General features: G+C 68.4%; 7 protein-coding genes and 1 pseudogene. All 8 read left to right on the plus strand.

Translation table 11 applies throughout. From position 1 onward, the window contains the following. Positions 1-119 (plus strand): annotated as a pseudogene (locus J7495_RS17845) (IS481 family transposase); the annotation flags it as partial. A gap of 187 nt (positions 120-306) precedes the next feature. Next, positions 307-615, plus strand: a complete 309-nt coding sequence (locus tag J7495_RS17850; protein WP_294058232.1) for a hypothetical protein — start codon at positions 307-309, stop codon at positions 613-615. Positions 616-927: 312 nt separating this feature from the next. Further along, positions 928-6,195 carry an autotransporter domain-containing protein gene (locus J7495_RS17855; protein ID WP_294058234.1) on the plus strand — a complete coding sequence of 1,756 codons (5,268 nt, stop codon included), beginning with the start codon at positions 928-930 and terminating at the stop codon, positions 6,193-6,195. A 141-nt stretch (positions 6,196-6,336) separates the two neighbouring features. Next, a complete protein-coding gene (locus J7495_RS17860) occupies positions 6,337-7,467 on the plus strand; it encodes a TIGR03032 family protein (RefSeq protein ID WP_294058236.1) in 1,131 nt (376 codons plus the stop codon). A 261-nt stretch (positions 7,468-7,728) separates the two neighbouring features. Beyond that, positions 7,729-10,473, plus strand: a complete 2,745-nt coding sequence (locus J7495_RS17865) for a winged helix-turn-helix domain-containing protein (RefSeq protein WP_294058237.1) — start codon at positions 7,729-7,731, stop codon at positions 10,471-10,473. A gap of 37 nt (positions 10,474-10,510) precedes the next feature. After that, the gene (locus J7495_RS17870) at positions 10,511-11,590 is read left to right on the plus strand and encodes a TIGR03032 family protein (RefSeq protein WP_294058238.1); all 1,080 of its coding nucleotides are present in this window, start codon (positions 10,511-10,513) and stop codon (positions 11,588-11,590) included. Between the two features lie 321 nt (positions 11,591-11,911). Further along, positions 11,912-15,328: an autotransporter domain-containing protein gene (locus J7495_RS17875; protein WP_294058240.1), complete on the plus strand. Its 3,417-nt coding sequence runs from the start codon at positions 11,912-11,914 to the stop codon at positions 15,326-15,328. A gap of 122 nt (positions 15,329-15,450) precedes the next feature. Continuing rightward, positions 15,451-19,653: an autotransporter domain-containing protein gene (locus tag J7495_RS17880; protein ID WP_294058242.1), complete on the plus strand. Its 4,203-nt coding sequence runs from the start codon at positions 15,451-15,453 to the stop codon at positions 19,651-19,653. The last annotated feature ends 13 nt before the right edge of the window (positions 19,654-19,666 follow it).

Genomic DNA, 19,666 nt, shown 5'->3' on the forward strand with positions numbered 1-19,666 from the left:
GCCGCTTGAAGACGCTCCGCGGCTTCACACCCTACGAATATGTCGCACGCATCTGGACAGAAGACCCGGCCCGATTCAAAATCGACCCGTACCGCCTCTCCTCGGGACTAAACACCTAGACCAAGTGACGGTGTCGCTGAACATAGGGTGGCGTGCCATTCGCGCGGTTTCCTTCGATTGACCGGCCGGCCGGCTGGCGCGGATGCGCCGCCGCCCGGTCCGCGAAGGAGACAGACGTGAGCAACGACACCGGGGGCGACGCGGCCGGCCTGGGACGCCGTACGCTTCATCCACCTCGATAATGTCGTGATCGAGTTGCTGCCGTATCGCGACGCCGCCCAGCCCAGCGGCAGCGGCGGCAGCTTCGCCGAGCCGCGCGACCATATGAGCCCGGCCTATCCGCGCTCGATGCGCATCTGCTTCCATGTGCGCGACGACGTCGACTTCAACTTGTTCATCGCGCAGGACCATAGGATCCCGCCGAGCATCCAGCGGATGATGGCCAAGCGGACGGGCGGCGAGGTGGTGGAGATCGACAGCTGCCATGCCGTGATGCTGTCGCACCCGCGCGAAGTGACTGCCTTCATCGAAAAGGCGGCGACCGGCGGCCAGTGATCGCAGGTCTGCGGCCGCGCCGTCCGATCGCGGCCGTCGACCTTGATACGACATATTTATTTCGAGACATCTCGATTATCGAAAATATTATCCCCAATACTTGCGACAATCTTGAGATTCACGAGACATCATTCAAATAATGCTCAGAGGCAAGTCGCAGAATTTAAGATCGTTTCTCGTTTTTCCACAATATTATACTTGCCGTGAGCGGGTGCTCTGCGTCAGCCTGTAACCTGAATTACACAATTGGGGTATGGGATGACACGCTCGTCGAGCAATGACTCGGGCGCAGGACGCGCGCGCCCTTTGGCCATGTTGGCACGCGGCGCGCGCCCGCTTCGCTCGATCCTCGCCATCGGGACCTGCCTGTCGGGCTCGGCGACGGCGTTGCTGCTCGCGCCAGAGGCCCAGGCCCAGGTCGCGCGAGCGCCGGTCGTGGCCAGCCTCGGGCTGTCGAGCGACCTGCCGGTGTTGGCGTCGCTGCCCGCGCCTGTGGCCGCGCCCTCGGACCCGACGATCGTCGCGCCGGAGGCGAAGGTCGCGGTTGCCGTCATCAGCCAGGCCGCAGCCGCGCTTCCGCCTGCGCCCGACTACGACCATGGCACCGGGACGATCACCGGGAGCGATGTCGTCGTGCGGGTGGGGTCGGTCGCCACCGGGAACGACGGCGAGCGCGGCGTCGACACCGTTGCGACCGGCACCACCTCGATCGAGGCGCGAAGCGTGACCACCACCGGCGCTTTCGCGACGGGCATCCATGCCAGCGGCTACGGCGACATCGTGATCGATGCCTCGCAGGTCTCGACCAGCGGCTTCCACGCCTTCGGCATCGAGGCGGACAACCGATCGGCGGGCGCGCAATCGGGCGGCATCACGATCAATGCCGGCGCCGTGAGCACGAGCGGCTATGTCTCGAACGCCGTCTGGGCGGCGAGCTACGCGGGCGCGATCTCGATCACGGCGGATTCGGTCGCCGCCAACGGCAGCTACAGCACGGCAGTCTATGGCTCGAGCCAGCTCGGCGACGTCCGGATCGACGTCGCGACGGTCGGCAGCGCGGGGCAGGGCATTCTCGCCAATTCGACCACGACCACGGATATCACCGCCGGCGATGTGGAGACCCGCGGCGTGGGCATCGCCGCCGTCGGCGGCCGGGTCTCGGTGCATGCGGGCCGCGTGACGACTTCCGGCGACAACGCGGCAGCGGTTTCGGCGCACAGCAACGACGGCGCCTATCTCTACTCGGGCGCCGGCCCGCGAATCCTCGTGGACGTCGGCACGGTCTCGACCGGCGGCTATCATTCCGACGGCATCGACACGGTCAATACGCGGTTCGACGACACCTTCATCTATTTCGACTCCGTCGCCACCAGCGGCGACAGCTCGCTCGGCATCAACGCGTTGGCGACGAACCGGGCGATCGTGGTCAAGGGCGGGGCGGTTTCCACTTCGGGAGACTATGCCACCGGCGTCGTGGTCCAGAACCTTAGCAGCGACAATTTCGTCACGGTCGACCGGATCACCACCTCCGGAGACCATTCCGCCGGCGTGGCCGCCTTCATCAACCAAGGGATCAGCAACAACATCGACGTCAAGACGATCACCACGAGCGGCAACAATTCCGACGGGGTTCTTGCCGTCCTTAACGGTCGTGGCGAGACCAGCAATGTCGATGTCGGTACCGTCTACACGCACGGAGCCTATTCGAAGGGTGTCGCTGCCTATGCCTATGGCACGCACGACATGATCAACATCAACGCCGAGACCGTGGTGACCGACGGATTGTACGCCGACGGCATCTACGCGAAGAATTTCTCCGTCGCCGGCAACGTCGACATCACGGCGGGAACCATCGCGACGCTGCATACTTCGAGCGTCGGCATCTTCGCCTATGCCTATGACGGCAATGTCAACATCGCTGCCGATTCGGTCAACGGCGGGGCCATCGTCGCCAGGACGGCCTATGGCGACATCCACATTACCGCGGGCGCGGTCAACGCCAGCCATTATTATTATTCGGCGATCAAGGCCTCGGGCCGCGGCGACATCGTCATCGAGGCCGGGACGCTCAATGGCAGCGGCCGCAATGTCGGCGGCATCCGCGTCGACGGGCTGACGGTCGCGGTCGACGCCGATTCGATCACGCTCACCGGCGACGACGCGCGCGGGATCATTGCCGCGGGCGTGAACCAGGTAACGATCCACTCGAATCTCGTCCGCACGACCGGCATCTATTCCTCGGCGATCGAGGCCGGCGCACGCCATGTCTCGATCTACGCCGGCGACATCCTGACCTATGGCGATCACGCCTATGGCATCGGTGCCAGCACCATCGCACCGCGCTTCCGCTATGTTCCGACGACCTTCCATCCCGGCTATTATGCCACCGTCTCGGTCTCTGGCGGGATCACGACGCATGGCGACGTCGCGAAGGCGATCAAGGTGCTCAGCGACGGCGGCGCCGCCGTGCACGTCGGCGGGCCGATCGCGACCTCCGGCTACAATGCGCAGGGCGTCTTCTCGGTGGCATTCGCTCCGCAGACCATCGACGGCGGCGCCGACATCCACACCTCCGGTGTCTATTCCGCGGGCGTCCTCTCGATTTCCTACGGTGGCGACATCACCATCGGCCTGGGCAACATCACGACCGAGGGCGAAGCTTCGGCCGGCATCTATGCCCGCGCGCTCGATCATGACGGCACCGGGATGCACGGTCTTATCGACATCGACGTGAAGAGCATCACGACCTCGGGCGAGCAAGCCGCGGGCATCACCGCCATCAACACCACGCTGGGGGGCGGCGTTTCGATCAAGGCGGACGGGATCGCGACGAGCGGCGACAATTCGGTGGGTGTGCTGGGCGTTTCGCTCACCTCGGACGTGTCGGTCGATGTCGGAAGCGTCTCGACGGCTGGCGCCAAGTCGATCGGCGTCTATGCCTATTCGAGCTTTGGCAACGCCGAGGTGACGGTCGGGGACGCGAGCACCACCGGCGACAATGCCGGAGCCGTGGTCGCGATCGGCCGCGCCACGCTGGTGACCGCAGCCGGCGACGTGACGACGGCGGGCGACGGGTCGGCGGGCATCTACGCTGTTAGCCTGCAGGCAGTCGCGAAAGTCGTCGCCAACAATGTCTCGACCTCGGGCGACCACGCCTCGGCGATCCGCGGCTATGCTTTCCTGACGGGCGTGGACGTCACGACCGGCGGCAGGATCGCCACGACGGGCGACCAGAGCCACGGCGTGGAGATATTCGGCAACGGCCCGCTGGTGATCGTCAACAACGGCAGCGTCACGACGGCGGGCGAGACGAGCCATGGCCTCTATGCCTCGGCGGACGCTATTTCGCACGCCGCGATCACCGTGACCAACGCCGGCAGCGTCGCCACGACCGGCGCCAATGCCGACACGATCCGCGTGCTCGGCCATGGCGATATCAAGGTCGCCTCCACCGGCACGATTTCGGCGAAGGGGGACAACAGCGCGGGCGTCGTCGCGATCGTCACGCCCCAGCCGCCGCAGACGCCTCCCGCCGTGGCGAGCGGCACGAAGACCGCCGAGACCGTGACCTTGCTCGCGACCCCGCCGACGCTGCTCTCCTTGAACGTCGCCGCGGTCGACGTGGCCGGCACCAACGCCGCCGGCATCGTCGCACTCAGCCACCAAGGCGATGTCAGCATCACTGCCGGCAAGGTGACGGCGCTGGGCGCGGGCGTGATCGGCATCGACGTGACTGCGACCACGGGCAGCGCGACGATCGCGATCGGCACGCTCGAGTCCGACGGTGTGGGCCTTCGCTCGTCGGCGAGCGGAAACGACTCGGTCAGCGTGAGCGGGGCCGTCAGGACGCCGAACCAGATCGCGATCGAACTCGCGTCGTCGGCTGGAATATCGTCGCTGAGCGTGGCGAAGGGTGCCACGGTGGTGGGCGGCGGCCATTATGATCCCGCCGATCCCACGGGCGCGAAGACCGGCAACACTATCGTGATCGGCGGCCGTACCGCCATGACGATCGAGAATGCGGGGACGATCGCCAATGTCGGCGATGGCTATGCGATCTTCGCCGTCGACGGCGGGACCAACCCGCCGCTCACCGGCCTGGCGATCAGCAACGGCGGCCGGATCGAAGGCGCGGTCCACCTTACCGGGCTCGCCGACCGCATCGTCAATTCGGGCAGCTTCGTCGCCACCAAGGACAGCGACTTCGGCGGCGGCGCCGACGTGTTCGTGAACAGCGGCACCTTCGCGATCGGTGCCGCGGCGACATCGCCGGGCACGCAGGCGAGCCTCGCCGCGTCGGGCCATTCGGTATCGATGCTGGGGCTGGAGAGCTTCCAGAACACCGGCGGCATCGTCGAGTTGCGCAACGGCGTGGCGGGCGACACGCTGACGCTGTCGGGCAATTACACCGGCTCGGGCAGCGCGCGGCTGGGGCTCGACCTTGGCAACGGCAAGGTGGACCGGCTGGTGATCGGCGGCATGGCGACCGGCAGCACGACGATCGTGCTCAACGTCGACGCGACCGGCGCGACGCTGCTCGCAGAGCCGATGACCCTGGTGCAGGCAGGAGCGGGCTCCTCGGCCGCGGCGTTCAGCCTCGCGAACGCCCAGGTCGGGCTGATCGACTACGGCATGGCATTCGACGCGGCGTCGGGCGGCTATCGCCTGACCAGCACCGCCGGTGCGCCGGTCCGCCGGCTCACCAAGATCGGCGAAGGCGCGCGCGAGATCTGGGGCCAGTCCGCCGCGGCGGCGAGCGCACACATGACCGAGCTTCGCGATGCGGCCGGCAGCGGCCGCTCGCTCTGGGGCCAGACGTTCGGCAGCGTGGCCAACCATGACGGCCCGGCCGAGCTCGCCTATCGCCAGAGCTTCTACGGCGCCCGGATCGGCATCGATCTCGGCGGTGGCAAGCGGACCAGCTTCGGCCTGACCGGCGGCTATCTGAACGCGCGCCAGAGCTTCAAGGGCGGCGCGACGCGCGCGACCTTCGATACGCTGAGCTTTGGCGCCTATGGCAGCCTCCGTTCGGGCGTGGTCTTCACCAACCTGCTCGCGCAGCTCGATCACAGCTGGATCAAGCTCCAGGACGGCACGCCCGGTGCGATCTGGACGGACGACGCGAGCGGCGATACCTATGGCGCGCAGGCCGAGCTCGGCGCGCGCTTCGCTACTCGCGGCCTGTTCGTCGAGCCGGTGGCGACGCTCGCCTGGCAGCACGGCAAGATCGGCGCGATCACCGCGCTGGGCCAGTCGATCGACCCTGACGACGGCGATGCGGTGACCGGCAAGCTCGGCGCGCGCATCGGCGGCAGCGTTCGGCTGGGCGGCAGCGAGGCGGTCTTGTACGCGCGCGGGGCCTATGTCCATGCGTTCAGCGGCGATACCGGGCTGGTGTTTCGCAGCGGCGGCACCAGCGAGGCGGTCGCGGGCGTGCGTGCGGGAGATCACGGCGAAGCGGCGCTGGGCGTGAACCTCCTCGGCAAGGGCGCGTGGAACGGCTTCGTCGAAGGCGACGCGCGCTTTGGCGGCGGGCAGAGCGGCGGGGGCGGCCGTGTGGGACTGCGGCTCGCCTTCTGACGGTCCGTCGCGGGCCCGGTTCGTCGAAGATTGTGAATAATTGTGCAAGTGCGAAATACGTCCTTCGCCACTGCAAAATTGCTGTCATATTCCAACGTCGAACCGGGCCCATGGCCCTCGCAGCAGACCGGGTGACCAGCGATGAGCGACGCAATCAACGACGAGCCGAACACCGGAACCGCCTTCGCGCCCGGCGAGGCGCCCGAGCCCGCCGCGCCGGGTGCCACCAGCCTGACGGTTTCGCGCGGCTTCAACGCGTGGCTCCGCAGCCGCCGGCTGAGTCTGGCCTTCACCAGCTACCAGACCGGCCAGCTGTTCCTGGTCGGCGCGCATCCGAACGGCACGGTGTCGTTCAACCAGCAGAACTTCACCCGCGCGATGGGCGTGTGCTGGCGGTCCGGGCGGCTCTATCTCGGCTCGCTGTTCCAGCTCTGGCGGCTCGAGAACATGCTCAAGCCCGGCGAGGTCGCCAACAAGGCGTTCGACGTCGCGCTGGTGCCGCGCAACGCCCAGACCACGGGCGACGTCGACATCCATGAACTCGGCGTCGATGCGCAGGGCCGGGTGATCTTCGTCAACACCAGCTATTCCTGCCTTGCGACGCTCGACCTCACCCACAGCTTCAAGCCGCTGTGGAAGCCGAGCTTCATCTCGAAGCTCGCGCCCGAGGATCGCTGCCACCTGAACGGGCTGGCGATGGACCAGGGGAGGGCGCGCTATGTCACCTGCGTCAGCCGCTCGGATGTCGTCACGGGCTGGCGCGAACGGCGCCACGAAGGCGGGATGCTGATCGACGTCGAGACCGACCGGGTGGTGACCGACCAGCTTTCGATGCCGCACAGCCCGCGTGTCCATGGTGCGCACGTCTATGCGCTCGACAGCGGCCGCGGCCAGCTGATCCGCATCGATCCCAAGACGGGCGCGAAAGAGGACGTCGCCTTCTGCCCCGGCTTCCTGCGCGGGCTCGCGATCCATGACGGCCACGCCGTCGTGACCGTCTCCAAGCCGCGCAACGGCGCGTTCAAGGGGCTGCTGCTCGACGGCGAGCTCAAGGCCCGCGATGCCGAGCCCTGGTGCGGCGTGCTGATCGTCAACCTCGCGAACGGCGATATCGTCGAATGGATCCGTCTCGAAGGGCACATCACCGAGCTCTTCGATGTGGCCGCCATGCCCGGCGTGGCCTGCCCGATGTCGATCGGGCCGGCGAGCGCCGAGATCCACAACGCGATCAGCTTCCCGCCGATCGACGAGGCCGTGCTCAAGGCCGCCTGACCCGGTTCCGGCGGTCCGGCTCGGGCTGCCGCTGCGAACGACGTCGGGGTCGGTTCCGCCGCGTGCGGAATCGGCCCCGTTTCACGTCATCATCCTGTCAGATCGCGCTGCCATCCGCATCCGCGCGGTCGGATTCGTACGCTTGAACAACAGGTTGGAGCGAGACCGGCGTTAACGCCGCGAGCCACGCGATAAAAGTTGTTAAAAGCTGTCATTCGCCTCGTTAACAGCAATTGTCCGAGCAATGCTCCCTTCCGCCGCTTGGGAAAAGGCGGCTGGACAAGGCGTCGACGCGCCATCCATCGACCATCGCAACGGGGCATGTGTGGGATGATTGGTGTTGCTCAGGAACCCGTGATCGCGTTCGGACGGTTCAGGCTGTTCCCGCGTCGCCAGATGCTGTTCGCCGGCGAGGAGCGCGTGCCGATGGGAGGCACGATGTTCGAGCTCCTGCTCGTGCTGACCGAGCGGCCGGGCGAGCTCATCGGCCAGCACGAACTGATGAAGCGCGTCTGGCCGGGCCGGATCATCGATCCGTGCAACGTCCGTTCGCAGGTGGCAGCGCTGCGGCGCGCGCTCGGGTGCAGCAAGGGGGCCGAGCGGTTCATCGTGACGTCCTCGGGGCGGGGCTACCGTTTCGTTGCGCCGGTACGCGTCGGCGAGGACGCGCACCGGCCTTCTGCGGCGGCGCCCGAGCGGCCCGCCGTCGCCCAGCCCTGGCGAGCCAAGACGCTTATCGGGCGCGAGGCCCAGATTGCCGCGGCCGCCGAACGCCTTCTGGAGCGGCGGCAGTTGACGATCCTCGGGCAGCCCGGTGGTGGGAAGTCCGCGCTCGCGCACGCGGTGGCATCGCATGTCGCGGGCGACTTTGCCGATGGGGTGCATCTGGTCTCGCCCGATGCGGACCTCCCCGGGCGCGGTCTTGCCTCGTCCGATCGCGAGATGCTGATCGTCGTCGACGCGGCCGAGCGGAATCTCGACGCCGTCGCCGCGCTGGCCGACACGATGCTCGCAGAGCTTCCGCGTTGCGCGCTGCTGGTCACGAGCCGCGAGGCGCTGGGCAGCGAGTCCGAGACCGTGCTGCGCGTGGCCGCGCTGCCCGTGCCGGCGGAGGACGAAGCCGACGCCGATGCGATCCTCGATTGCGCCGCGGTAAAGCTGCTGCGCGAGCGCATGGCGCACGTCCGCGGGGACGCTGCGGCGACTTCGCCGGCGCAGCTCGCCTCGCTCGCGCGCCGCACCGGCGGCAACCCGCTGGCGATCGAACTCGTCGCCGCCGAGGCGGCGCTGATCGGCGCGGGCACGCTGCTCCATGCCCTCGACGACTCGCTGCTGCTCTCGCTGCACCGTCGGGCGGGGTCGCTGCGGACCACGATCGAATCTGCCTGCGCCGGCCTTTGCGAAGACACGGTGACGCTGCTCGATCGGCTCGGCGCAGTCACCGGCAGCTTCACGCTCGAGATCGCGGCGCGGTCCGCCGCGCTCGAGCCCGGCCGTGTCGCGACGTTGTTGCGGGCGCTGGCGGCGCGCTCGCTGGTCGAGATCCGCGAGGCCGGCGACGGCATCCGCTATCGGCTGCCCGAACCGGTCCGTGCCTTTGCCGCCGAACGGCTTCGCGAAACCGGCGAGCACCGCGGGTCGATCGCGAGGCTGCGCCGCTGGTTGATCGAATGCCCGGACCGTATCGCGAGGGAGCCGGTGCTGCATCGCGCTCTACTGGCCGCGGGCACGGAGGGCGAGGATTTCGGTGCCCTGGTGCTCGCTTCGGTTCCGGCATGGCGGATGGGGAATCGCCACGCCGAGGCGGATCACTGGCTCGACCGCTCGCTCGCCGCCGCGAACCCGGTCCTGCGGTTCTCGCTGCTCGAGGCGTGCGCGAGCTTCCAGGCGGCGGGAAGCGGGTCGGCAGCCAATCTTCGGCGCACCGGCGAAGCGATGCTGGAGGCGGCGCAAGACGGTGCCTCGCGTCTCGCAGCGCTGCGGGCGGTCTGGGTGGCCCAGGTCGCGACCGGCGGCATCGACGCGGCCCGCGTCACTGCCGCCGCGGCGCGTGTCGAGGCGGCGCGGCTCGGCGAGCCGGACCGGGCGCTTGCCGATTTGATGACGAGCACCGTGCTCCACCTCGAGGGTCGTCCGCGCGAGGCGCTCGACCTCGTCGATCGCGTGATCAGACTCGTTCCCGCCGGGCTCGCGGACTTCGCTTGGCCCCCGTTGCGGACCGAGGCGCTGGCGCTCCGAGCGCGCCTCCTGCTCCTGCTCGGCCGCACCGACGAGGCCTCGGGAGCGGCGGCGCAGGCGGTGGAAGAGGCCCGCGAGACCGGTGATCCGCACGCGCTGGCCCGCGTGATCGCGCTCGCCGCGTTGCCGGTCGCCATCTCGCTGGCGCGACATCCGCTCGCGGCTTCGCTTTGCGAGCGATTGACAGCGCTGTCTTCCGACCTGGCCCTGCCACGCTGGCGTGCGGTGGCCGAGCTGTTCCAGCATTGGGTGTCGATGGCGGTGGAGCCGAGCGCCAGCGCCGAAGCGATGGAGCCATCGCTGCGCGCGCTCGCCGGCTCGCCGATCGGGATGATCCGCGCCTGGGCCTCGACGGCGCGGGCGGAGGCGATGGTGTCGGGCCAGACGCTGTTCGCGGCGTTCGACACGGTCGAAGCCGGACTTGCGCGCGCGTCGGAAGGCGAGCGCTGGCTCCGGCCCGAATGGATGCGGATCCAGGCTCTGGCGCTTGCGCGGATGGGCGCGCACGAAGGCGCATTGGCGCTGGTCGAGCTCGGCCGTGCCGAGGCGTCGACGCAGGGCCCCTGGTGGCTCTCGCGCATCGATGCCGCCAAGGCGATGCTGCTGGCCGGACGCGGCGGCGCGAACGACCCCGGGGGCAGCGTGGTCAGGCTTCCGCGCACGACGACCGCGAATGGTCGACTGTCCAGGCCGATCGCGGTGCGCGGCGCAGCGCCGCACCGGACCCCGTCCACGCCCGCCGTGCTGATCCAGCTTGCCGAGGGCTGAGGCGGACGCGAGCCGGACTGCAGGGACGCAAGATACCGTGGCGACGCGGGGGTTGCATGACGCCGCGCTGGCAACGCGCATCTCCTTCTCGCGCGGCTTCGAGACCTGGCTGCGCGTCCATCAGCTGAGCCTCGCCTTCACCAGCTATCGCACCGGCACGTTGTTCCTCGTCGGCGCGCACCCGGAAGGCAGTATATGGGTCGATCGCCAGGCGTTCGACCAGGCGATGGGTCTCTGCTGGCGGACGGGCCGTCTCTACCTCGGCACGCGCCATCAGCTGTGGCGGCTCGACAATCGGCTGCGGCCCGGCGAACTCGGCGATCGCCTGTTCGACCAGGTGCTGGTGGCGCGCAACGCGCAGACGATCGGCGATGTCGGCATCCGCGAGCTCGGCGTCGATGCGCACGGCCGCGTCGTCTTCGTGAGCAGTCGCTACAGCTGCCTCTGCCGCCATCACCCGACGCACAGCTTCGAGCCGCTGTGGAAGCCGGGCTTCATCTCGGGGATCGCGGCGGAGGACCGGTGCCGTCTCAACGGCCTCGCGACGCTGGACGGCTCCCCTCGCTATGCGACGGCGCTTGGCGCTTCGGATCGAGGCTGGCGCGACCTGCCGCAGCCGAGCGGAATCCTGGTGGACGTGACGAGCGACGCCGTCATCGCCGATGGATTGGCGTTGCCCCATAGCCCGCGTCTTTCGGGCGGCTGTCTCTATCTGCTCGAGAGCGGGCGCGGGCGCATCCTGCGGATCGATCCCGCGAACGGGGAGCGGCACTTCGTCGCGGCATGCCCCGGCTTCCTCAGGGGGTTGGCGATCCATGCGGGCTACGCCGTGGTGACCATCTCCAGGCCGCGCCTCGACGATCCCCGGGGCGCGGAAATCGCCGAGGCGTTGCGCATGCGGGGCGAGGAGCCGTGGTGCGGCGTGCTGATCGTCAATCTCGCGACGGGCGAGACGGTCGAGTGGATCGCGCTCGACGGGGCGATCACCGAATTGTTCGACGTCGCCGTGCTGCCCGGGGTGCGCTGCCCGATGGCCATCGGGCCCGAGAGCGCGAGGATCCACGACACGATTTCCTTCGAACCGATCCCTCGGCAGGCCGTGGGGGCCGGGGTCTGAGCGCTTCCCACAAATCGATGCGGCGCGCGCGTATTTTTCGCTGGATTCGCGCATCGTTTCACAACGTTCAACTCACGGTTCGCGCCATTCCGGTGCTTAATTCCCCGATCGTGCTGTCACGCCGCTCGAAGGGGCGGGTGCCATGGGAAGAGCCTGGCGAGCGCATGCGCCCCGGCGCGGAGAGATCCGCGCGATCCGCGCAGCGCCCGCCGGTCTCGACAGTGTCGGCTGCCGGGCCGGGGAGCGGGGATGCCCGCTTTCCGGAACGCGAAACCGTGCGCCGTGGCGGCAGCTCCCTTGTGAGAAGGACCGAAGACGAACATGGCGACTCCTCCCTTCGCAACTCGCTCCAGGCGCCGTGCGCTGCGTGCGGCTCTCTCGGCCACGGTGGCGCTCGCCGGGCTCGCGACCTGTCCGGCGGCGGCGATGGCCGATCCGGCTGCCGACGGGGCGTCGCAGTCGATCGCCGGCAGCGTCGAGGCGCAGACGATCCCGGGCAGCGGCAGCACCTCGGGCGAGATCGTCGATCCGAACGACGTCACCGGCGTCGGCCAGCTGATCGTCGATTTCGGCTTCGGCAGCAGCTCGTGCACCGCGTCGCTGATCAACCCGCGCACGATCATCTTCGCCGCGCACTGCGTGAACGAGAAGATCGAGCTCGTCCTCGACGAAGCGACGGGACAATATGTCGCGGTGCCGACGGGCATCGCCGATCCGAACAGCTACGGCGCCGGCGGCATCTCGATCGGCTTCGGCGCGCGGGCCGACAACATGCAGGGCTTCCGCGACTTCACCAATCCCTATTCGCCCAGTTACCATCGCACCGATCTCGGTAATTTCTTCTACAATATCAGCCAGGTCGTCTACAATCCGGTCTCGGTCGAGCTCGCGCAGGCAACCGGCGACCTCGAAACGAACTTCTTCCAGGGCGACATCGCGATGGCGACGCTCGACACGCCCGCGGCGGGCGTGCCGACCTGGGCGATGCTCTTCTCGGCGCTGCCCACGCCGGGCTCGATCAGCGATACGGACGGTACCGGCTATCACGTCACCATCGGCGGCTACGGCCTGACCGGCGATGGCGTCTACGGCGCCTATCAACAGATCGACTATCGCCGCCGCATCGCGGAGAACATGATCGGGATGTTCGGCTCGTTCGACGATCTCGACGTCACGCTCGGCTTCGATGCCGAGGGCCTGAAGCAGAGCCTCTATTTCCTCGATTTCGACAGCCCCACGCGCGATGCGCCCAACGACTACAACCTCTTCAAGGACGATGCCCAGCCGATCGAGGGCATCACCGCGCAGGGCGATTCGGGCGGTCCGCTGATCCTCGACAAGCTGTTCGCCGATCCGGTGATCCTGGGCGTGCTCTCGGGCGGCAGCGCCGGCGGCCCCGATTTCGCCCCCGGCTCCTACGGCAGCATCAGCTTCTACCAGCCGCTGTTCCTCTATTGGGACTGGATCGCGGCGAACAATGCCTATCACTATGTCGACGCCAAGGCGGGCAACGGCGCCTGGGAGGATCCCGACCATTGGGTAACCGTGCTCGATCCGAGCTACCGCGTGATCGACGCCGACGGGAAGCTGGTCAACGGCATCCCTGGCACGGCCGGTACCGGCACCGGCGGCACCGACCATCCCTATGGCCAGATCTGCCAGCAGAGCAAGGCGCAGGACGTCGACCAATGCTATGACCTCGCGACCGAGACGCTCTACGACCACGGCGTCGTGGTCCCGCAGACCGACGAGACCGAGACCGGCGACCAGATGCTCGCCGAGCTCAAGGCGCGCGCCGATGCGGCGGGCGATCCGCTGGTCTATGTGCTCCCCGCGGCGACGCTGTCGAACGGCCTGCCCGGCGCGAGCGGCTTCAGCCCCGCGAACCAGGATCCTGATCCGGCGAACGGCGTCCACGCGGCCTATTTCGACGTCACCCTCGCCACGGCCGGCACCACGACCCTGTCGAGCAACGTCACGGTCGACCGGTTCGCGATCGGCAATGCGGCGGCGAAGCTCGAGATCAAGGACGCGGGATCGCTCACCAGCCTGATCGATACCACCCAGTTCACCGGCGAGATGGTGGTCGACGGCAAGCTGACCAGCGTCGGCGACTTCATGCTCGTCTCGGGCCTGCTGCGCGGCCACGGCACGATCACCGCACCTTATTTCACCAACACCATGGGCACGATCGCCCCGGCCGGCGCCGGGAGCCTGGGCACGCTCACCGTCAACGGCAATGTCGTCCTCGCCTCCAAGTCGATCCTCGCGATCGACATCGGCGCCAACGGCGCGTCGGACACGCTCGCGGTGAAGGCGAACAAGGCCGCGGGCAGCGACGGCATCGCCTCGCTCGGCGGGCAGGTCGGGTTGCTGCCGACGGCGGGGACGCGCGTCAAATATGGCGATGTCTACCACATCGTCACGGCGGAGGGCGGGATCGACGGCGCGTTCTCGGGCGTGAACAGCTTCAGCGCGATCCTCAAGTCGGTGTTCGTCTATGGCGCCAATTCGGTCGACGTGAAGATCGACGCCGCGAGCTACGGCACGGTGATCGATCCCGCTTCGCCGGTGCAGGCGAGCTATGCGGCGCTGCTCGACCAGAACCGCAGCCGCTATTCGGCGCTCGCCGATCTCTACGGCCCGCTCGACATGGAGGCTCCCGACCAGATCCGCGCGACGCTCGACGCGCTGACGCCGGCGGCCGAGACGCTCAAGACCGAGATCGGCATCGCCGCGACCGAGACTGCCTCGAACCTCGTCCGCGACCGACTGACCGCGATCGCCGGCGGCAATTCGGGCGGGACGCTGACGCTGCTCGGCAAGCCGATCCAGCTTGCCCAGGCGAACACCTCGCTCAATGCGCTCGGTGGATCGGCGACGGCGATGGACGCGGTGCAGGACGTGCGGCCGGCCAAGCTCCCCGACGACATGAGCGCCTTCCTCGCTGCGGGCTATGTCGACGGCAGCGGGGCGCGGATAACTGGGCTCGCGGGCAAGGACAGCTTCACCGGCTTTGGCCTTGCCGCCGGCGTGGAGAAGCTGATCGGCACGCACGCCACGATCGGCCTCGCGGCGAGCTACACCGACCTCAAGGGCGACAGCTTCGGCGGCAAGGCCAAGGGCACGCACTTCGCGGGAACGCTCTACGGCCGCTACGGCACCGGCAAGCTCGCGCTCGACGCGCAGGTGGCGCTGGGCAGCCTTTCGTCGGACACCAGCCGCACCCAGCAGCCGGTCGGTCCCGGCCAGCTTAAGGGCAGCAGCAACGCGATGACCGTCTCGGGCGAGATCGGCCTCAGCGGCACGATCAAGAAAGGTGCGTTCAGCATCGAACCGCGCGCGGCGCTCCGCGGCGAGCGGATCGCCTTCGGCGACGTCGAGGAGAGCGGCGGCGCGGGCGCGCTGGCGATCCGCCGCGATGCGTTCAAGAGCGTCGAGGGCCGCGCAAGCGTGACCTTCGCCTATGATCGCGGCACCGTACGGCCCTTCGCAACCGCGGCGGTCGTGCATCGCTTCGACGACAGCAGCGCGACCTTCGTCGCCGATTTCGCTGGCGGGACCGGCACCGGTGCGCCGTTTGCGCTCACGAGCTGGGACAAGGGCTGGGCCGAAGTCAGCGGCGGCCTGCGCGTGCATACCGGCTCGGTGGACCTGGCGCTTTCGGGCCAGACCTCGATCGGCCGCGACGACATCCGCACACGCACGCTGACCGGCAGCGCGACCTTCCGCTTCTGACCGATCGCTCCCGGCGCGCCGTTCGAGGCGCGCCGGGGCATCCATGCTCTTCCAGGCTCGCGGCGCGACGCGGCGCGGGCTCAAAATCCAGGGGAAACAAGATGACGCGACTTGCAACGGCAATGCGTGGCCGCCAGCGGCTTGCGCGCTCCACCGCGATGGCCGGCGTGCTGATCGCCATGGCGGGCGCCTCGCCGGCGCTTGCCGCGCCCGAAGGCGCCGCTAGCCCGATCGTACCGAACGCAGCGGTGTCGCGCGCCGGTATCGTGCGCTACCAGCCCGGCATCTTGACCCGCGCCGGCGCCTGGCATGCGCTGCACGCACCGACGCGGGACCTCACCGCGTTCGATGCGCTCAAGAAGCTGACAAGCATCGCCGTCGCTCCGGCCGACGACCCGGTCGATCCCGCGGACCCTGCGGACCCAGGCACGCCCGCGCCCGCGGACCTCACGCTCGTCTATGGCGACGTCAGCCAGAGCGCGGACAATGTCCCTGCGATCGACGCCGCGCCGACCGACGGCAACATCACCATCACTGCCGATCACGTCTCGACCACCGGCGACTATTCGCTCGGTATCAGCGCGACGACGCCCGCCGGCAACATCTCGATCACCGCCGACTCCGTCCGGACGAGCGGTCCTGTCTCGACGGGCGTCTCGGCGACCACCGGTTCGGGCGACATCCTCATCGATCTCGCGACGCTCAGCGTCGGCAATTCGACGGGCGTCCAGGCGAGCGCCGGCTTCGGCAGCGGTGCGGGCAACGTCTCGATCGACGTCGACACGGTGACGAGCCAGGATGCGGGCCTCGTCGCGCTCGCCGGCGGCTCGGTGACGATCAACGCGGGCAGCGTAACCACCGACAGCCGCAGCGCGGCCGACAGTCCGGTGCCCGCTACCGGGATCGTCGCGCTCTCGCAGGGCGACATCACCATCGCCGCGGGTACGGTCGAGACCTTCGGCACTGCCTCGCCGGGCATCTATGCGCACGCGCTTCCGAACAGCGATCCCTATTTCCTCGGCGCCAAGATCGGGATCACCGCCGACACGGTGAAGACGCACGGCGATCAGTCGAACGGCGTCGTGGCGCGCAGCGACGCCTACAACGGCTTCGCCGAAGTGAACCTGGGCACGGTCTCGACCGAGGGCGACAATTCCCTTGGCGTCGGCGTCTCGACCAGCGGCGACATCGGTTATTTCTCGGGCGGCTATACGATCAACCGGATCAACGTCGATTCGGTCACCACCAAGGGCGAGGAATCGAGCGGCATCTCAGTCTACTCGCGCTTCAACTGGACCAAGGTCGACGCGGGCACGATCAACACCTCGGGCCTCGGCTCCGCCGGCATCAACGTCGCTTCCTATGCCGCCTATCTCGAGATCGCCGCCGACAAGATCACCACCACCGGCCTCTTCTCTGACGGCGTCCACGTCGAGAATCTGTACGGCGCGACGATCGTCGATGCCGGCGACATCAGCGTGAAGGGGATGGGCTCGGCCGGCGTTTACGTGAACCAGGTCTATGGCGGGCTGCACGGCAGCACGTCGGTCCATGTCGACTCGGTCACCACCACCGGCAACGGCTATTCGGGCTATTACGGCTCGAAGGCGGCCTATGGCATCCTGGTCTTCTCGCCCGACGCGCACATCGAAGTCGACGCGGGGACGGTGACCACAACCGGCACCTTCGCCGGTGGCATCGTCGCGGCGACCGGCACGCGCAACGTGTTTGTCAACGCGGGCAAGGTCGCGACCTCGGGCAGCTACTCGCCGGGCATCATCGCGATCAGCCGGCTCGGCGGCGTCGAAGTGACGACGGGCGAAGTCTCGACCAAGGGGCTCGGTGCCGTCGCCATCGAAGTACACAGCTATGCCGACACGCTGATCACCTCGAACACGCTTTCCACCAAGGGCGAATATTCGGCAGGCGTCTATGCCACCGTCGTCGCCGGCGACGCGCAGGTGACCGTGGGCACGATCGCGACCGAGGGCATCACGTCGCCCGGCATCTATTTCTACAACCGCCTCGGCGACACGACGCTCGACCTCGGCACGATCACCACCAAGGGGATCAACTCGGCGGCGGTCGACCTGTTCACGCTCTCGGGCAATATCGACCTCAGCGTCGACCACGTCCGCACCGACGGCAATCTTGCCGCGGGCATCGAAGCGGTCGAAGCCTTCGGCGTGCTCAACCTGACCGCGGGCACGGTCGAGACGCACGGCGACAATGCTTCGGGCATCGATATCGAGACCAGCCGCGGCGTGGCCAACATCACGGTCGACAGCGTACGCACCACCGGCAACCGCTCGACCGGGATCGCGGGCCTTTCGACCAACGGCGCGATCAACGTCCATGCCGGCACCGTGATCACCACCGGCGACTTCTCGAACGCGATCGATCCCAACGGCTATGCGGCCGTCGTCACGGTCGAATCCGGTCACGCCGAAGCGCACGGCAAATTCTCCGCGGCGGTGCGCGCGCTCTCGCAGGACCGCGCGGAGGTCAAGAGCGGCTTCGCCTATTCGAAATATGACTCGGCGATCATGGCGCTCGGCGGCACGCGCGGCGTGGGCGTGACCGTCACGGGCGCGACCACTTCGGCCGGGGGCAGCGCGATCACGCTGGGCGGCCCGACGGTCGACCTGGTGATCGGTGCGGGCGCGGTCGTCACCGGCTCGGAACATTCGGAGTATAACGGCACCTTCTTCCCCGGCAGCGACGGCGTGTTCATCCTCGGCACGACGATGAACGTGCAGAATGCGGGTACCATCCGCACCACCGGCAGCGGCTGGGCGATCGAGACGAGCCTCGTCCCCTCCGGCAAGGCGAGCGACGGCGCGACGATCGTCAACACCGGGCAGATCCTCAACGCCATCAAGCTTTCCGACGCGAACGACAGCTTCACCAACGCCGGGCTGTTCGTCTCGGCGAAGGACAGCAGCTTCGGCGAGGGCGACGACCTGTTCGTCAACACCGGTATCGTCCGCCTCGCCCGCGCGGGCAGCACGCCGGCAGCGGTCGGCTTCCTCGGGCTCGAGACCTTCCGCAACAGCGGCGGCGTGATCGACCTGCGCAACGGCGCCGCGGGTGACGTGCTCACGCTTTCGGGCGCCTATGCCGCCAGCGGCGACGCGCGCCTGGCCCTCGACGTCGATCCCTCGGGTGCGGCCGACGCGCTGGTGATCGGCGGCATCGCGACGGGAACCACGCGGATCCAGCTCACCGGCACCGGCCAGGCGGCCCTGCTCGGCGCCGCATCGAGCCCATTGGTCAGGGTCGGCGCGGGCTCGGCGGCGGATGCCTTCGTGCTCGATCCGGCCGCCTCGCTGGTCGGCTTCGTCCAATATGGCCTGACCTATGACGCGGCGAACCGCAGCTACAGCCTCGTCTCGGCGGCGGGGGCGCCCGTCTATCGGATCGCCCAGGCCTCGGAGGCGGCGCAGACGCTGTGGCTCAAATCGGCCGACGCCGTGAGCGGCCACGTCGCTTCGCTCCGGCAGCAAGGCAAGAGTTCCGGCATCTGGGCCCAGCTGATCGGCGGGATCGACAAGCGCGAAGGCACTGCCTCGGTCGCGCTGCCGGGCGGTGGCGCGGCGGGCGTCGACATCGCGTATCGCCAGACCAGTTATGGCGGCCAGATCGGCGTCGACCTCGGCAGCGTGGGGCGTTTCGCCTATGGCGTCACCGGCGGTTATCTGAGCTCGAAGCTGCGGCAGGGCAGTGACCGGCTCAAGTTCGACACCGCGAACATCGGCGTCTACGCAGGCTATGGCGCCGGCGCCTTCTCTGCCGCCTTCCAAGCGAAATATGATCGTCACTGGGTCGGGCTGACCTCGCCGACGCTCGGCTATTCGGCCGATCTTCATGGCTCGTCGGTCGGCGCCAAGCTCGACCTCGGCTATCGGCTCGGCACCAAGGCGCTCGCGATCGAACCGGTCGCGTCGCTCGCGTGGACGCGCACCGACCTCGGCGATCTTGCCGCCTTCGGCCAGACCGTGGAGCTCGACGAGGCCAGCGGGCTGCGCGGAAGCGCCGGCGTACGTGTCTCGCATCCCTTCGCGATCGGGGGCAGGCAGGCCGGCAGCGTCTACCTCTCGGGCAAGGTGCTGCACGAGTTCGCCGGAACCGATGGGGCGACGCTCGTCTCCGGCGGCACCAGCGCGCATGTCGCCAATCTGCGCACACCCACCCATGGTCAGTTGACCGGCGGCGTCGACGTGGCGCGGCTGGGCGGCTTTTCGGCCTTTGTCGAAGGCAGCGCCACCTTCGGCTCCGCCTACAAGGGCACTGGCGGCCGCCTCGGCGTCCGGCTGGGCTTCTGAGGACAGGCCATGC

Source organism: Sphingomonas sp., assembly GCF_017745215.1.
Taxonomy (GTDB): domain Bacteria; phylum Pseudomonadota; class Alphaproteobacteria; order Sphingomonadales; family Sphingomonadaceae; genus Sphingomonas.

What these genes read in the sequence shown, in the direction of transcription:
- J7495_RS17855 (WP_294058234.1), top strand. Translation starts at nt 928, where the DNA reads ATGTTGGCACGCGGCGCGCGCCCGCTTCGCTCGATCCTCGCCATCGGG.
- J7495_RS17860 (WP_294058236.1), top strand. Translation starts at nt 6,337, where the DNA reads ATGAGCGACGCAATCAACGACGAGCCGAACACCGGAACCGCCTTCGCG.
- J7495_RS17875 (WP_294058240.1), top strand. Translation starts at nt 11,912, where the DNA reads ATGGCGACTCCTCCCTTCGCAACTCGCTCCAGGCGCCGTGCGCTGCGT.
- J7495_RS17880 (WP_294058242.1), top strand. Translation starts at nt 15,451, where the DNA reads ATGCGTGGCCGCCAGCGGCTTGCGCGCTCCACCGCGATGGCCGGCGTG.